Genomic DNA, 15,303 nt, shown 5'->3' with positions numbered 1-15,303 from the left:
TTCTATCATAACTTCCGCATTCCTCCCGACACTGACCCTACGGGTACAGTGCGGGGCTCCTGCGATTTCTAGCTGAATTGTTGTTTTCTATCTCCCCAGGCGTAGAAGCTTTCCACCAACTCTGCCGTCGTAGAAGGGTGCCCACGAGTCACGATCCAGTGGACAGTAGCCAGCAATTCTAGACCATAGGGCGACTCAAAGCCCTCCACGAGGTCGCTGACACGCTCAAAGCGTTCTCTCGTCTCTGGCTGTCCAGCGAGATATCTATGGGCTTCCTCGACAGCACCGGGCACCAGTTCCAGCTTCTTGTCTGGTCGATCACCGCCCGAGCCGTACCCAGAGATGTAATATCCCTCGATTTCTTTGAGAACATGCCGCAAGTTCTCGGCGTAGGGTCCATGAACGCCCTTTGTAAATCGCAGGCGAAGCGGCTCCCCGGCTTCCTGCAGGAAGTACATCAGCTTGTGCAGCTCAAGCAAAGAGACAAACGGAACAAGTAGACCGTTTACATAGCGCTCCATAAGGCCCACCAGCACCGCTCTTCCCGGCGTCAAGGAAGGGATCTGGCCGCGGCGCATGCTCTTCGGTAAAGGCTGAGGCCTGGTGGGCTCAAAGACAAGGATGTGGACGTCGGGAAGTTCTGCTAGCGCCTGCTCGATGCGGGAGTGCACATCGGGCCAATGAAGACCCCCGAGGCCGCAGCCTAGGGGTGGCAAAGCGACTGAGCGCAGACCAAGATGCCTGATCTCCTCGGCAAGGGACTTCAGCCCAGCTTCTATATCCTCGATCCGCGACTTCCCCCGCCAGTGGCGTTTTGTGGGGAAATTGACGATGTAGCGCGGATTGGTCAGGTTTCCGGTCTCGAAAACGAACATTTTGCCCGGTTGGACTTCCCCCCGCCGGCAGGCTGCGGCATAGGCCTTGAAGTTCCCAGGCCATGATTTCAAGTGCTGTCGCAGAACCAGTAACAAGAATCCCCTGCCTAAAAGCGGGGGGGTATGTCAAAATCCCTTGCAAGTTGTCTACATGGGTAATGTGGTAGATTTTGGGACTTTCTGGAATTGGCGCCATACCTCCGCTCTACGATGCAGCTTTGAAAAAGGCAGAGCCAGATGCGCTTCAGTCGGAACGAGAGTTGAGACCGACAGGCTTTTGAGCAGTGGAGCTCTCGCTTGGCTCGGGCAGATAGAGACGTTCTTCCGAGGCGTCGTACTCAAACAGCTCTGCATAGCGTCCCCAGTCAATGGCGGTGGCAAACTGCCGTTCGGCTTCAGCGTGGGGGAAGTGTTCGTCCCAAAGATCCAAGAAGAAGTCCGCTCGCATGGAGCGGCTGCCTTTTTCTTCCAGAGTCTGCAAGATGCTGCGGAACACGGGAACCCGTGCCAATAGCTGTTGTCGGAAGAGATCCTTGCTGCGCAGGATGGTGGTGTTGGCAAAGTCCTGGCCAATTTCGGTCAGTTGCACCACCCCGCTGGCCACCTCGGCAAAGCCCAACAGCACCGCCGCATCCAAAATCGGCAGCAGATCGTCCACGGCCAGTTGCAGCCGCTCGGCCAAATCGGCAATCTCCGCCCGCCCTTGCGGCCACTCCACGATCAACTCCAGCAGACCGCTGATCCCGCCCACCCGCGCATGGGGCAGAGGCAAGGCATAGGGGGAAGTGGCCTTATCACCAGCCAGCGCAGGCAGAGCCACCTCTCCGGTAACAGCAATTTCGGGGTTGGTCATGATCTCGTAGATGTAGTCCACCAAGGACTTGAAGCGGGGATCCGTGCGCTCGTGGGGCCGCGGCAGGTCAATTCTCACCTCCCCCCGGATCCGCCCTGGGTTGGATCCCAGAATCACCACCCGATCCGCTAAAAACACCGCCTCTTCGATGTTGTGGGTAACGATGAGGATGCTTTGGGAAGGGAAGGCTTGCGCATTCCACAGCTCATCAATTTCCCCCCGCAGGTTTTCCGCCGTCAGCACGTCCAAAGCGCTAAAAGGCTCATCCATAAACAGCACCTTGGGCTCTAGGACAAAGGCGCGGGCAAAGCCCACCCGCTGCTTCATCCCCCCCGAAAGCTCCTTGGGGTAAGCGTTCTCAAACCCATCCAAGCCCACCAAGTCAATGGCCTTCAGGGCCTTTTGCCGGCGGATCTCGCGGGGGATCCCTCGGGCTTGCAGCCCCAGCTCCACATTTTCTTGCACGGTCAGCCAGGGTAGGAGAGCAAAGCTCTGAAACACCATCGCCACATCGGGGTTAGGCCCGCGTAGAGGCTGGCCGTTGCTCAGCACCCGCCCTTGGCTGGGGGGGATCAGGCCCGCCATGATGCGCAAAAGGGTGCTTTTGCCACTGCCGCTGCGGCCCAGCAGAGCCAAGACCTCCCCTGCCCGCACTTGCAAATCAATTTGGCTTAAAACGGTAAACTCCCCCTTGCCCTCTGGCAAAGGAAAGCGCTTGTAGACTTTCTCGACCTCGATCAAAACGGGGGAAGCTGCAGAGCTCATATTGCCTCAGAAATTGAAAAGACTAAAGGTGATACTTTTCTTCCGCCAACTGATACAGCCGTCGCCAGAAGAGGCGGTTAAGGCCCACCACAAACAAGCTCATCATGCCAATGCCCAAGGTAATGCGGGGCCAGTCTCCCACCGCCGTTGCCTCAGCAATGTAGGTGCCCAATCCTGTAGCCTTGAGGGTGGTGGATCCCCAGGCCACAATCTCCGAGACAATGCTGGCGTTCCAAGCGCCGCCGCTGGCCGTGACTCCCCCGGTGACCCAGGCAGAAAAGATCCCTGGAATGATCAGCTTTCGCCAGCGCTGCCATCCTCGTAAGCCCACATCCACGGCCATTTCTCGCAAGTCCGTGGGGATGCTCTGGGCGCCGGCAATGGAGTTGAAAAGGATATACCACTGTGCTCCCAGCGACATAAGCAAAATGCTGCCCCACTCAATGCTGATCTGGGCGCGGATAAAAAACAACGTGGCAAAAGGAAAGAGGAAATTGGCGGGAAAAGCTGCCAGAAATTGCACCACCGGCTGCAGCAGTTTTGCCAGCTTTGGATTAAAGCCAATGGCCACCCCAATGGGAGTCCAGATCACCGTGGCGAACACCAGCAACACGCTAACCCGCAGCAGGGTGAGGATCCCTAGCCCAAAGGTCAGCATCACCTCTCCAAAGCCCACAGTGGTGGCCACAAAATCAACAATCCAAATCCCAATGCCGCCAATAGCTATCCAGGAAAGCTGAGTCAGCAGCCGCTCGCGGCGTCGCTCGACCTCAGGACTAAGGGGATCCACCCAACGGGGGCGAGTTAAGTGGGACAACAGCCGATCCACCAACTCTGCCAAGGGGGAAAGCCAACTGCCGATCAGCCGCGGGATCCGCGCCGTGGTCAGCAGATCGTACAGCCAGGATTCGGGGGCAGCAGCCCCGCTGCTCTGTTCCAGGCGAAACTTATCCGACCAAGCCACCAAAGGTCGCCAGAAGAGCTGATCCACCAGCAGGATCACCCCGGCCATGGTCAGGAGCGCCCAGCCCAGCTTGGGCAGATCCTCCGCCTGGACGGCCGCTTCCACATAGGATCCCAGCCCCGGCAGCGTGTATTCCTGGTTGAGCACACTGATGGCTTCGCTGGCTGCCACAAAGAACCACCCCCCACCAAAGCTCATCATGGCGTTCCAGATGAGGCCCACCATTGCCGCCGGCACTTCCAACTGGGTAAAGCGCTGCCACCCCGACAGGCGATACAAGGTAGCCGCTTCCACCAACTCTTGAGGCAGCGTGCGCAGGGATTGGTAGAAGGAAAAGGTCATGTTCCAGACTTGGCTGGTGAAGATGGCAAAGATAGAAGCCGCCTCCAGCCCCAGCAAGCTGCCAGGAAACAGAGCAATGAAACCGGTAACCGTAATGGAGAGAAATCCCAACACCGGCACCGATTGCAAGACATCCAACAGAGGGATCAAAATGCACTCGGCCCAGCGACTTTTGGCAGCAATGTAGCCATAGATCAAGGTAAAAAGGGTGGAAAAGGCCAAGGCAATGAACATGCGCAAGGTGGAGCGGGCCGCATAGTAGGGCAGGTTGCGCGGATCCAAGTCGATCCGGGGCACCACCGCCGGAGGCTGAAACCGCTCAAAAGCCCCCACTCCCACCTGCGCCACCAAGGCCAGGAGAACCAACGTGCCCAGAATGATGGCCCCATCCGCAGCCCCTGCTGGCAGCCGACGCAGCGCCTCCGGCGAAGGAAAAGTCCTCATCTTCCCTGACTAAGCCCGGCGTCCGCGCCCAGTGTATACCGTTTGCGGTTGATCCGGGAGGAGTTGCGAGCTCCCGGATCCAGGCGGCTACTCTTCTGGCAACTCAGGGGGAGATTCCTTCCACTGGGGATTGTCCAAGATGGCTTTTTTGGTCTGCTTGAGTTGTTTCCACAGCTCTTTGATTTGCCGGTAGGCTTCTTCCGGGGTAATTTTGCCCCCGGTTTCCAAGCTACAAATCAAGGACACTTTATTGCTAAATTCCTGCAGGTTGGCATCAAAAACTAGGTTCTGCGGCTTCACTTCGCCCCAGTAGGGATAGCGAGGCGAAATGAATTCATCTTTGTTGGGAGGTTTGTTGGGAGGAGTTGGTTCTGCCACGGCCTAACCAGGGTAAAAGAATGGTTCACAACAAGAAGGTCAACATGAAAAGCTCCATTAAAGCAGGATCTACTAGCCCAGTTTATGGGCGTTTTCTCTTAACCGGCTTGGGTACTTTTGTGGGATCTCGCAGAGGATAAAACGGCTCTTGAATAGACGCTTCCCCACGTGTCGAGGGGGTGGAACTCTTCCTGGCTTTGGGTTGGGGGGGAGAACGCTTCAGGCGTGGGCGCGGCGGCGTTTTGAGCACAGGGCCGATGGGAGTGCCCGCCTCCACATAGAGCAGGGATCCGCGGCGGCGCACCTGCAGATCCCAGAAATTGCCTACCCCTTTGCCCGGCAGGGATCCAATCAGGCGCAATTTGAAGGCTTGGGGCTTGGGGGCTGCGGCTCCATCCTTCTGGACTCGCTGAGAGGGAGAGTTGGCGGAAGCTTTTTTGCCCGATTGACGGATCTTGACGATGATGAACCCTTTCTCCTGGGATTGAAAAACGACCTCGCCCCGGATGGAAAACCAATCCGGCACCACTGTTGGACGGGATCCCTCGGGGAGAGTTCGCCCCATTTCTTCTGGGGCCCACACCCCCAGCAACTGCACGTGCAGATCTTCGGTTTTGTCGCGGGTGCGAGGATAAACCACCCACAGATAGTTGCGTTCCGGCTTCAGGTGCTTCCGTACCAGGCTCATCACCCGGCCCAGCAATACGGCATTGAGATCCAGGCCATCCGAGGTGCGCAAAATCCCGCGGGTAAAGTGCTCTGGGGAGGGAATGTATTGCCCTTCGATGAGGCCAATAGCTCGGTATTGCATCTTCTCCCCAGGCGGCGGGATGGGTTCCAGACAGACTCGCTCTCTTTCTGCCGCTTTCTTTTCCCCCAAGGTAGCGGTGGTGCTGACAACGGGCTGCAAGGACTCCGTCCCGCTGTCGCGAGCAGCACCAGGATCCTGAGCTTTCGCTGATGACAGGGATCCCTTGGCCTCGCCGGTTGAGCTGGGTCTGGGGGGCCGTACAGGTCGAAAGGGAGGTCTCAGATCGGAGGACATTGTGACGGTTCCGTTGCTGTCAATTCAGAATGCTCGGCGGCAGACATTTACCGTTGCAAAAACAGGCCATAACTTTGCTCTTGACCCAAGACCTGCTCAACACACCATTCACTAGCCTAACAACGCCCAACAGCGTCTTTCCATCCTGCTTCCATTGACAAACTCCCAGCAGGTGCCCTCGTCGGGAACTGGGGAGCCAGCAGTTGTCAACACTGTAGCCGACCTGTAGCCAATGGTAGCAACTGTTCCAAGGGAATGGTTCTCAGGCTGCAGGATGTCTATTCCCCAGACAGGGCCATTGATATTGATGAGTATCTGTAGTTTTTTCCAGCAACGCTGACTGGAGCCAATAGAGGTGTTTTTGCACAGCCGGGATCCAACTGGCCGATCCCCAGGGCTCTCTAAGGGCTGGATTGCATTCCCTCAGCCAAGGGGATCCATTCAGCCATCTTGAAGCTCATCGCTTAGGCAGGCGTTACCCACACCTGGGGAGTAAAACTGCCGTGTAGGCCATAGGGAATGTGGTGCCGCAATGGGATCCGCGCGACGGGGCCGGCTGTCAGGTCGGCTGCTTCTAGGATCACCACTTGAGAGCGCTGGCTGGCCGCATCAAAAACCACCGTCACGATCCACCCTGCCTCTTCGCCCTGACCTTCTGGATTGGGGATGAACACCGGTTCTCCCACAAAGCCGCGGGGGGCAAAGCTGTACTGCTGTGTGCGGCCTGTGGCGGTATCCAGCTTGAGGATGGCTTGCAGAGGAGCATTGGGGCCAGGAGCATGGGTGGCCCCGATGTAGATGTAGCGGTGGGATCCCCCCATTCGAGCCGGGTGGATGGCCGGAAACTCCACCGAGCGATCCAGCAGCAGTTCTCGGCGCACACTGCCCCCCTTGGGATCCAGATAGAACCGCCACAGCTTGCCCGCCGGAATCTGGGCAAAGTCAATCTGCAGGTAATCGGCATCCGGCTCAAGGGCAGGGTAGTTCTCATAGAGGACGGCATCCACCACAACCCGATCCCCGACTTCGTAGCCGTTGACAAAATGGAAAACAAACCCCGGCTCCGCTTCCAGTTGCAGCGGCTTATCGCCCTGGGGAAAGAGCCAGATGCGGGTCGGCTCCCCCGGTTTCAAGGTCAAACAGGTGCCCGCCGGTTGCCAGCCCAACACAAACGGCAGGGGGTTGAAAGCCAAGGGATTTTGGAAAAAGATACAGTAGCGGGGTGTCCAGACAAAATCGTGCAGGAAGGCAAAACCGGGCAGGCGGTAATCCCGCTTTTCCACCAAGCGCCCGCGCGAGTCCAGACGATAAAACAGCAACGTGGAGTTCTGGGCAGCCCGCACCCCAAAGGCGATGAGATCTCCCGTGTGGGGATCCCGCCGGGGATGGGCAGTGAAAGGCTGGCTGGCCGAGATCCCTCCTGCAAACGTTTCGATCCCCTCGGTGGCCAAGGTGGCCGGGTTCAGCCGGTAAGGGGCACTGGCCTCCCACAGGGCCAGCAGCTTATCTCCCTGGTAGATGACGTTGGTGTTGGCGGGATTTTTAAACCGCAAGTCGAGAAAGTTGCTCCACCAGCCGCCCGGCCTTTGGGTGCCAAACACCCCTCGGTAAAGCACCCGACCGGCTTTTTCCTCTGCTTCAAACTCGCGGGTGCGCACAAACCGGTTGCGAAAATGAACTTTCCCCCCCACAAAGGTGATGGCGCAGACCATGCCGTCGCCATCGAACGGGTGTCCGTAGCGCTGGGATCCCGCCTCCAGCTTGCCCGGGCCGTTGCGAAACAGGGTTCCCCGCAACCCCGCCGGGATCTGCCCCTCGATCCCTGTAATCCAATAGTCGTACTCCTGGGATAGGGAGCGATAGCCCAATTGCCAGTCGGTGATGCTGTAGGGAAGGGAAGCGACGCTGACCATGGAAGATCTGCATGCAACGCCCTCTATTGTTGCTTAAACTTTTGTGAAGTCGCCAGTTTTTCTGGGCCGGGATAGCCACCTTGGTTGGGATCCCCAAGATGGAGTCGCCCCGATTCGACTATGGTAGGAAATGCCCCCAAAGCGCCTGACAGGATCCACAGTACCCATGTTTGATGCCCTCTCCGAGAAGTTGGAATTGGCCTGGAGAAAGCTGCGCGGCCAGGACAGGATCACCGAAACCAACATTCAAGAAGCTCTGCGGGAGGTGCGGCGAGCCCTGCTGGATGCGGATGTCAACTTGCAGGTGGTGAAGCAGTTCATCGAGGATGTGCGGGAAGCTGCCCTGGGATCCGAGGTCATCCTGGGGGTGACGCCGGATCAGCAGTTCATCAAGATCGTCCACGACGAGCTGGTGAAAGTGATGGGGGAAGCCAACGTGCCCATTGCCCAAGCGGAGCAGCCTCCCACCATTGTCCTCATGGCCGGTTTGCAGGGATCCGGCAAAACCACCACCTGCGCCAAGTTGGCTTTGTACTTGCGCAAGCAGGGCAAGAAGTCCCTGATGGTGGCCGGAGACATCTACCGCCCGGCGGCCATCGACCAGCTCAAGACGCTGGGCCAGCAAATTCAGATCCCCGTTTTCGACCTGGGCAAAGTGGATCCCGTCGAGATTGCCCGGCAGGGGGTGGAGACGGCCCGGCAGCAGGGCTACGACTATGTGATTTTAGACACTGCCGGTCGCCTGCAGATTGACCTGGAGATGATGGCGGAGCTGGAGCGGATCAAGGCGGCGGTGCAGCCCCACGAGATCCTGCTGGTGGTGGATGCCATGATCGGCCAAGAGGCAGCCAGCCTTACCCGAGCCTTCCACGAGCGCCTGGGCATTACCGGCGCCATCCTCACCAAGCTGGATGGGGATACCCGCGGTGGAGCCGCCCTCTCCATTCGCCAAGTATCCGGCCAGCCCATCAAGTTCATCGGCGTCGGCGAAAAAGTGGAAGCGCTGGATCCCTTCTACCCGGATCGCATGGCCTCCCGCATTCTGGGGATGGGGGATATCCTCAGCTTGGTGGAAAAAGCTCAAGAGGAAATCGACCTGGGAGATGCCGCCAGCATGGCGGAGAAGATGATGACTGCCCAGTTTGATTTCACCGATTTCCTCAAGCAGATGCGCCTAATTAAACGCATGGGATCCTTGGCAGGGCTGCTGAGACTGATGCCAGGGATGGGCAAAATCAGCGAGGAACAACTGCAAAAGGGACAAGACCAACTGGCCCGCGCCGAAGCCATGATCAACTCCATGACCCCCGAAGAGCGGCGCAACCCGGATCTGTTGGCCCGCAGCGTCAGCCGCAAACGACGGGTGGCCCGCGGATCTGGCCACAAGCTGGAGGATGTCAGCCGACTGGTCAGTGATTTTCAACGCATGCGCGACATGATGCGCAACATGGGCATGGGTGGCGGTTTTCCCGGTATGGGTTGGGGGGGTGGGCGTACCTCTCTTCCCGGCGGGGATCCCAGTTGGCGCGGACGTTCAACGGCCTCTCCCTCTCGGCAACAGCCCAGCCGCAAGCCGGGCAAAGGTGGGGGCAAAAAAGGGGGCGGCAGCCGCGGATTTGGGGGCAAGTAGGATAGGATTATGCCCTTCCACGTTGTTTTGGTTGCCCCAGAGATCCCGGCCAACACGGGGAATATCGCCCGCACCTGTGCAGCCACCGATACGCCTCTCCATCTGGTGGATCCTCTGGGGTTTCGCCTTTCGGATCGCTACCTCAAGCGGGCGGGGCTGGACTATTGGCAGCACGTCCAACTGTATCGCTACCCCTCTTGGTCTGCTCTGGTGCAGGCCCACCCTGAGGCCCGGTTCTGGTGTTTTAGTGTGCGCGGCAAAGCCCTCTATACGGAAGTAACCTATCAGCCGGGAGACTGGTTGGTGTTCGGCAGCGAAAGCCGGGGGTTGGATCCTCTGTTCTTGGAAACCTATCCCAGCGTGCGCATCCCACTGCGGGGGCCGGTGCGCAGCCTGAACCTCAGCAATGCCGTAGCGATTGCCCTTTTTGAGGCGCTACGTCAGCAGGGATCCCTGACAAAAGAATAAGTGGTCGGGTTGGCCCTGATATAATAGCTACTTCTCCCCGTCAGGAAGATGTGTGCTCTGCAGTATCTGCGCCCCGACTTGCTCTACCTCAAGCCCTACGACGCTGTGCCAGCCCCGGCTGCCGACAAGCTGGATGCCAATGAGTTCCCCCTCGATTGGCCGGCGGGCTTTAAGCAGAAGCTCTCCCTCCTTTGGGAAAAGGGGATCCCCAGCAACCGCTATCCCGATGCCCACCACCGGGGCCTGAAGCAGGCCATCGCCGCCTATGCCGGAGCGGAGCCAGAGCAGATCAGCCTGGGCAATGGGTCGGATGAGCTGATCCGCTCCCTGCTGATTGCCACCTGTCTGGGCGGGCGGGGCGGCATTTTGGTGGCAGAGCCCACCTTCTCCATGTACGCCATCCTGGCCCAGAGCCTGGGGATCCCGGTGGTGCGGGTTCCCCGCGACCCGGAGACGTTTGCTCTGGATCTAGAGCGATGTCAACAGGCTTTGAGGGAGCATCTGATTCGGGTGGTGTGCCTGGTGGATCCCAACTCGCCGACGGGGAATGGCCTGACGGCTGCAGAGTGGGAGTGGGTGGAAGGGCTGCCCGAAGAGATTCTGGTGATTTTGGATGAGGCCTATTTTGAGTTCAGCCGGCACACAGCCCTGCCCAAATTGGCGGAGCATCCCAACTGGGTAATCTTGCGCACCTTCTCCAAAGCCTTTCGCCTGGCGGCCCACCGGGTGGGCTATGCTGTGGGTCATCCACAGCTTATGCAAGTGTTGGATGGGATCCGCCTGCCCTACAACCTCACGGCCCTTTCTCAGTGGGCGGTTCAGATGGCTTTGGAGCATGCCGAGGAGCTTTTGGCCGACGTGACGCTAATTTGTCAGGAGCGGGAAGCCCTTTATCAAGCTCTGCAGGAGCTGCCAGGGGTGCGGGTGTGGCCCAGCCAAGCCAACTTCCTCTACTTCCGGGTGGCCGGCTGGGATCCCCAAGAGCTGCAGCGGGCCTGGCAGGAGCTGGGGACTGGTGTGCGCTACACGGGTGGGGGGCTGCGTCTGACGGTGGGCACCCCTGAAGAGAACCGACGGGCCTTGGAGCGCCTGCGCCAAATCCTGCAATAGGCCTCCCGGCCTGCGTTCGGAGCCAGCCTAGGTGGATGGGTCGGCGCGCGAAAAGTGCTGGATCAAGCTGTGCACCTGCTGCAAGTGTCGTTCGTCCAGATGCTCCAGCGCCTGGGCGATTTCCGCTCTGAGTCGGCTCTGGGTGTCGGTTTGGGCCCGCTGCAGCAGCCAACTTTGGACAGGGCTGGGGTGCTCCACAAAGTCAAGCGCCCAGGGATCCCGTTCGTCCAGCTCAGGTTCTGCCTGGGGCAGCTGCTCCCTCCAACGCTCTTGAGCCTGTCGAAACTCCTCCGCCAAACGATCTGTTGGGCGCCCCTCCGCTTGGAGAACCTCTTGATACCTTTGGTGGGTCACCAGCCAGCGCTGCCGAATTTGAGAGCGTTGCTGCCTGGTCAGCCTGCCGGTTCTGCTTTCGGTGAAGCGCTCGTAAAACCTGAGCGTGTCTCGGTAGTGGCCCAATCGCTCACAAGCCAAGCCTACCTCCAGGGGCTGTAGCCACCAGGCCCGCTCCATCTGTGTGCTGGTAACCACTTCCTGCAGAAAATCTCGCAGCCCAGGGGATTTGCGCCTTAAGTCTTCCCAGTTGGTCCGGATATCCCGGGCCATGGCAGCCACCAGCTCGTAGTCATGTCCCCGCTGCCACGCCTGAGGATGGGCCTGCACCGTTTTCCAGAGCTTCTCCCACTCTCGGCACTGGATCAGAACTCGCAGCATCAGCGGCCAGTCTTTCAAGCGCTCCAGACTGGTGACGACGTCGCCGATGTACTCTGCCCACTCGCCTGTGAGGGGACGTCCTGCCTCTTGCCATCGGTCCAGCACCACCGAGTCTTGGCGGTTTTTGGATAGCCACCTCACCTTGCCGGGAAGGGGTTCCAGGTGGATCTTGGCCCGGTAGTAGGGGGAATGCTCCGTTTGGCCCCCCTGATCCCAAACCTCTACCGCCCGCTCAAATTCCTGCCGATAGAAGTGACAGATACCCCAAATCTTGTAGTACTGATTCGCGAACGGCTGCCGCTGGCCGAGAAAGGCCAGACGTCCCTTCAAAGCCTCAAGGGTCTCTTGCAAAAACCAGCTGCGGGCCTCTTCCTGGGGGCAGAAAGTTCCCAAGTTGTTGAGAACTTGCTCAAGCTCTGCCAAAAATTGCTGTACACACTCTTTCCAGGTGGAATCCGTTCGTGTAAGCGGGACGAAGTCCCTATCTTTGGGGCTGACTTCAACGCTCAGCCAATCTCGCACCCGCACCACCTGTCGGAAGCGCTCCATAGACTTGACAGAGGTTCTTTGGGTCGCCACCATCAAGTCCACCAAGGGGCTGTAGTCTGGGATCCCAGGACATCCAGCAAAGTAGGCGGCGTTACGCTGCAGCTCCAACCAGGCCTTCCCTCTCCAAAAGCACTCCCAGGCTTCTCGTTTAAGATTTTTGTTGGGCAAAGCAGACTGCTCCAGGCTCAGGAACTTTTGCCCTGCGGAAACGTAATCCCTCTGGAGCTTGAGGAGCCAGGCCTGACATTCCTGTTCTAGAGGTGGTTTTTTTGCCTTCCGCGCCAGAGTTTGAACATCCTCCAGAAGTTTGAGGTTGCCCTCCTCGATGCCGCGCCTGAGAAGCTCAAGAGCTGCCTCCTGCAGATCTTCCAAGCTTGTATTGGTCCAGTACTGGATATTGATGCCTTTGACAGGGTAACCCAATACCGGTGGGTCGGTCTCCCATTCCGACCGATCCGGTTGCAGAGAAGGATGATCGAGCCAAGAGTTGGATTCTAAGCTTGGATCCCAGAACTCCCGCCAACCGGCAGAGGTGTCCACAATGGCCAGGGCCTCGATAGGGCGGGTAATGCCGACATACAATTGGTTGAGAAAATAATGGAGTTGCAGGGATATCGCCTCCCCAGCTCCTCGGGCGTAATCATTAAGCTTTCGGTTAAAGTTTTGTCGATAGGCGTTTCCAAACTTGTAGAGGATAACTTTTTTGAACTCCATTCCCTTAACAGACGTAGCAGTTTGCAGGAGCGGTGGTTTAAGATTCTGCTTCAATTCCTCGGCAAAGATCTTCTGGAGTTCGGGATCCTGACGCACGTAGTTCAGCTCCTCTCCCACAGGACAGGGTAAGATACAGACTGTTCCTGTGAGATCACTAAGCATTTTTCTAAGCTCATCTTCGATTAAGTTTCTTTCCTGACCATCCAGCACAAACCTTTGAACCGGCATGCCCTGCTCATGGGGACGCCAGGGCTGTTGGGGATAGATTTCTCGACTCTTGCTGAGAACTCGCCGCCACAGGTTGACTACATTGCTAAAACGAGTAACTTGTGGATTGCTGCGATAGTTGTTTCTCAGCTCCTGTGGGCCTGCAATCTCAAAGGGATGGCTCGGCAACAAGTAGGCGCGGATATGCTCGTAGAGATATTTTTTCAGAGCAGCCCAACGAAATCCCGTTGGGTTAATGGTTTGCAAGGGATCCCCGGCAAAGGCATAGGGCAGGCGATCAATAGCCCAATCCAACTTGTATTTTCCCCAAGGAGATAAGCAAAAAATGATATTCAGCTCAAGTTGGGTAAAGTCCTGAACCTCATCGCAAAAAATGACTGGATGAATAGGATTAAGAGTGCCATTCTGCAGCACATCTCTGGCCAAATCTTGGTCATCCCAGTAGCCCTCATGGGTGGTTCGATCCCGGTAACCCGGCCAAATCTCTTCGTAAATCCGCTCGAAGGCTTCTTCATCCACACTGCGGTCGGCCTCAGGCAATTCTCGGTAGCTATCGGGATCCAAATAGTCACTGACCTCATAGCCTTTGATCAGCGTGCGAATGGTGTGCCAAGCCAGCTCTACATCGCGGCGACCACAATACCAGCTCTGAAATCGATAAAAATTGACATACCGATCCGGTTGGTAGCGTTCTTGCCGCTCGGCAGGAAGGCAGTTCAGCAGGTAATCCTGAAAAGTGCTAAAAAAAGTTTGACACTGCTGAATTTCCTCCGTGGAGAAGCTGCACCCCTCCTCCCGATAGCGGTGGCTGATGCGCAAAATTGAACTTACCCTGTCGCGGGCTTGCTGCACCAAACTGGGGCTGTAGGTCAAAAAGAGAGGGCGGTACTCAAGAGGTCTCTGTTTTGAAGTTTTGAGGTAGTGGCTGCAATAGTCGGCAAAGCGGTAGTACAACATCAGAGATTTGCCGCTCCCGGCCCTTCCGTTGATCAGTAGGGGCATGGATGTGCTCTGCAGGATTTCTTCTTCCTCCATGGACAAAGCCAAATTTCCCTCTGTGATCTCCTGCATTTCCAACCAAATGGTCTCATCCGCCACCATGTAGTCGGGGTAGGCGCGACGGGCGTACCGCTTCCACACCTCCAAAGGTTGCGGGTGCTGGAGAATATCCGGCTGCTTGGCTTTCATCCCAAAGAGGCAGGTTTGGCATCCCAGATCAAACCGTTCCCTCTGCTCTGGGGCGTGGTCGTAAACCCCGATGAGAAATGGAAACAATCTCCCCGGCTGCTCCCAGACTTGCACCAAGCTGACAGCCAGATACAGGGATCCCTCCTGCCAGCATTTGACCTCTGCCTCCAGATAAAACGGCGGGAGCTGCCGGTAGAGCCTGCCTTCAATGTCATCTACCAAGCGGGATACTGCTTGGTAAGCCTGGCGCCGCTGCTCTGGAGAAAGGGCCCGTACTTGCCGAACCCATTCCCCACTTTCCAACACCAGCCGCTCCTGCGGATTGGGAGCATTCAAGAACTGTGTCCATTCATACAGCTCGTCGGGCAGAGGGGGGAGATGGTTTGGCGGATCCCCTGGTTCGTGCCGCTGCGCCAGCCACGCCTGCAAACGGTCATCGGGCACCCAGCTCCGCACCCGTTCTTGATAATCCGGATCTCGCCGTCGGTCTAAGAACTCCCGGTATTCGTGACTGCCTCTCGGCCAGAGGCCAAACAAAACCAGAACGGGTACCTCGCCTACATAGCGCAGCTCCCCCACCAAGCGAATGTTGTTGCGGAGATTACGCTTCCAGTAAGGGTAACGAACGTCAAACAACTGGCTCAAAAGGGTGCGACCCCCCTCTTCCAGCCGTTCTATCAATGCTTCTAGGTTGCACTGGGTTTTGCTTCCCAGAAATTCCTCCGGGCAATATACATACATGGGATCCCGCCGGGTATACTTGGAAGCCATCCTAGTGCCGGACTACTGGCGAAAATTGCCGCTGTGCCAAAAGTCTTAATTTTTTTCATAATCCCCACGTAGCCCACAACTACCTATGTAGCCATTTGCAAACTCACAAAACATCTCGATTCAAGCTTTTGTAAACTACCCGACACCCGCGCTATGCGCAGGGTGCGGGCTTTATCCCAATCCCTAGCGGCCCCAGAGGGCAACTAAGTTTCGGAATTTCAGGCGAGTTTACAGTCGCCCCAAGGAGAGAGATTACTTGAGCAGCGTTATGGTCGGCATCCCCTTCCCACCCGCAGTGTCCACACTTGAACGACTTACCATTGCGGTAGGACTTACCCCGCTCAGGGTGGAT

Annotated in this window: 10 protein-coding genes and 1 pseudogene; 3 read left to right on the top strand and 8 right to left on the bottom strand. The window is 57.6% G+C overall.

Annotated features, from left to right (window positions below):
* Positions 1-68: 68 nt before the first annotated feature.
* The 6 genes from NW828_RS11780 to NW828_RS11755 form a co-directional block, all read right to left on the bottom strand.
* Positions 69-971: a macro domain-containing protein gene (locus NW828_RS11780; protein WP_414384067.1), complete on the bottom strand. Its 903-nt coding sequence runs from the start codon at positions 969-971 to the stop codon at positions 69-71.
* 148 nt (positions 972-1,119) lie between these two features.
* Positions 1,120-2,493 carry a nitrate/sulfonate/bicarbonate ABC transporter ATP-binding protein gene (locus NW828_RS11775; RefSeq protein ID WP_414331442.1) on the bottom strand — a complete coding sequence of 458 codons (1,374 nt, stop codon included), beginning with the start codon at positions 2,491-2,493 and terminating at the stop codon, positions 1,120-1,122.
* Between the two features lie 22 nt (positions 2,494-2,515).
* On the bottom strand, positions 2,516-4,243 hold the full coding sequence (locus tag NW828_RS11770; protein WP_414384065.1) for an ABC transporter permease: 1,728 nt from the start codon (positions 4,241-4,243) through the stop codon (positions 2,516-2,518).
* Between the two features lie 87 nt (positions 4,244-4,330).
* Positions 4,331-4,621, bottom strand: coding sequence for a hypothetical protein (locus NW828_RS11765; RefSeq protein WP_414384063.1), 291 nt, complete (start codon positions 4,619-4,621; stop codon positions 4,331-4,333).
* Positions 4,622-4,703: 82 nt separating this feature from the next.
* A complete protein-coding gene (locus NW828_RS11760; protein WP_414384062.1) occupies positions 4,704-5,666 on the bottom strand; it encodes a hypothetical protein in 963 nt (320 codons plus the stop codon).
* A gap of 464 nt (positions 5,667-6,130) precedes the next feature.
* On the bottom strand, positions 6,131-7,579 hold the full coding sequence (locus NW828_RS11755; RefSeq protein ID WP_414384060.1) for a carotenoid oxygenase family protein: 1,449 nt from the start codon (positions 7,577-7,579) through the stop codon (positions 6,131-6,133).
* 166 nt (positions 7,580-7,745) lie between these two features.
* On the opposite strand from NW828_RS11755, the gene ffh reads away from it, so the two are divergent.
* From ffh to NW828_RS11740, 3 genes are read left to right on the top strand one after another with little or no spacing between them, the layout of a single operon-like run.
* Positions 7,746-9,209 (top strand): signal recognition particle protein, encoded by a 1,464-nt coding sequence (ffh, locus tag NW828_RS11750; RefSeq protein WP_414384058.1) that lies wholly within the window; start codon positions 7,746-7,748, stop codon positions 9,207-9,209.
* A gap of 9 nt (positions 9,210-9,218) precedes the next feature.
* Positions 9,219-9,677 (top strand): tRNA (cytidine(34)-2'-O)-methyltransferase, encoded by a 459-nt coding sequence (locus tag NW828_RS11745; RefSeq protein WP_011431928.1) that lies wholly within the window; start codon positions 9,219-9,221, stop codon positions 9,675-9,677.
* A gap of 48 nt (positions 9,678-9,725) precedes the next feature.
* A complete protein-coding gene (locus NW828_RS11740; protein WP_414384056.1) occupies positions 9,726-10,787 on the top strand; it encodes a histidinol-phosphate transaminase in 1,062 nt (353 codons plus the stop codon).
* 27 nt (positions 10,788-10,814) lie between these two features.
* On the opposite strand, the gene NW828_RS11735 is transcribed toward NW828_RS11740, so the two are convergent.
* Both NW828_RS11735 and NW828_RS11730 read right to left on the bottom strand, forming a co-directional pair.
* Positions 10,815-14,951, bottom strand: a complete 4,137-nt coding sequence (locus NW828_RS11735; protein WP_414384054.1) for a hypothetical protein — start codon at positions 14,949-14,951, stop codon at positions 10,815-10,817.
* Between the two features lie 151 nt (positions 14,952-15,102).
* Positions 15,103-15,303, bottom strand: a pseudogene (locus tag NW828_RS11730) (RNA-guided endonuclease TnpB family protein); the annotation flags it as partial.

Origin of the sequence: Synechococcus sp. W55.2 (assembly GCF_047461635.1) — a bacterium.
Taxonomy (GTDB): Bacteria; Cyanobacteriota; Cyanobacteriia; order Thermostichales; family Thermostichaceae; genus Thermostichus.
This window is presented reverse-complemented; position numbering and strand designations above follow the sequence as displayed.

Coding starts and splice junctions, on each gene's coding strand:
- NW828_RS11775 (WP_414331442.1), bottom strand. CDS start 2,493: ATGAGCTCTGCAGCTTCCCCCGTTTTGATCGAGGTCGAGAAAGTCTAC.
- NW828_RS11770 (WP_414384065.1), bottom strand. CDS start 4,243: ATGAGGACTTTTCCTTCGCCGGAGGCGCTGCGTCGGCTGCCAGCAGGG.
- NW828_RS11760 (WP_414384062.1), bottom strand. CDS start 5,666: ATGTCCTCCGATCTGAGACCTCCCTTTCGACCTGTACGGCCCCCCAGA.
- NW828_RS11755 (WP_414384060.1), bottom strand. CDS start 7,579: ATGGTCAGCGTCGCTTCCCTTCCCTACAGCATCACCGACTGGCAATTG.
- ffh (WP_414384058.1), top strand. CDS start 7,746: ATGTTTGATGCCCTCTCCGAGAAGTTGGAATTGGCCTGGAGAAAGCTG.
- NW828_RS11745 (WP_011431928.1), top strand. CDS start 9,219: ATGCCCTTCCACGTTGTTTTGGTTGCCCCAGAGATCCCGGCCAACACG.
- NW828_RS11740 (WP_414384056.1), top strand. CDS start 9,726: ATGTGTGCTCTGCAGTATCTGCGCCCCGACTTGCTCTACCTCAAGCCC.
- NW828_RS11735 (WP_414384054.1), bottom strand. CDS start 14,951: ATGGCTTCCAAGTATACCCGGCGGGATCCCATGTATGTATATTGCCCG.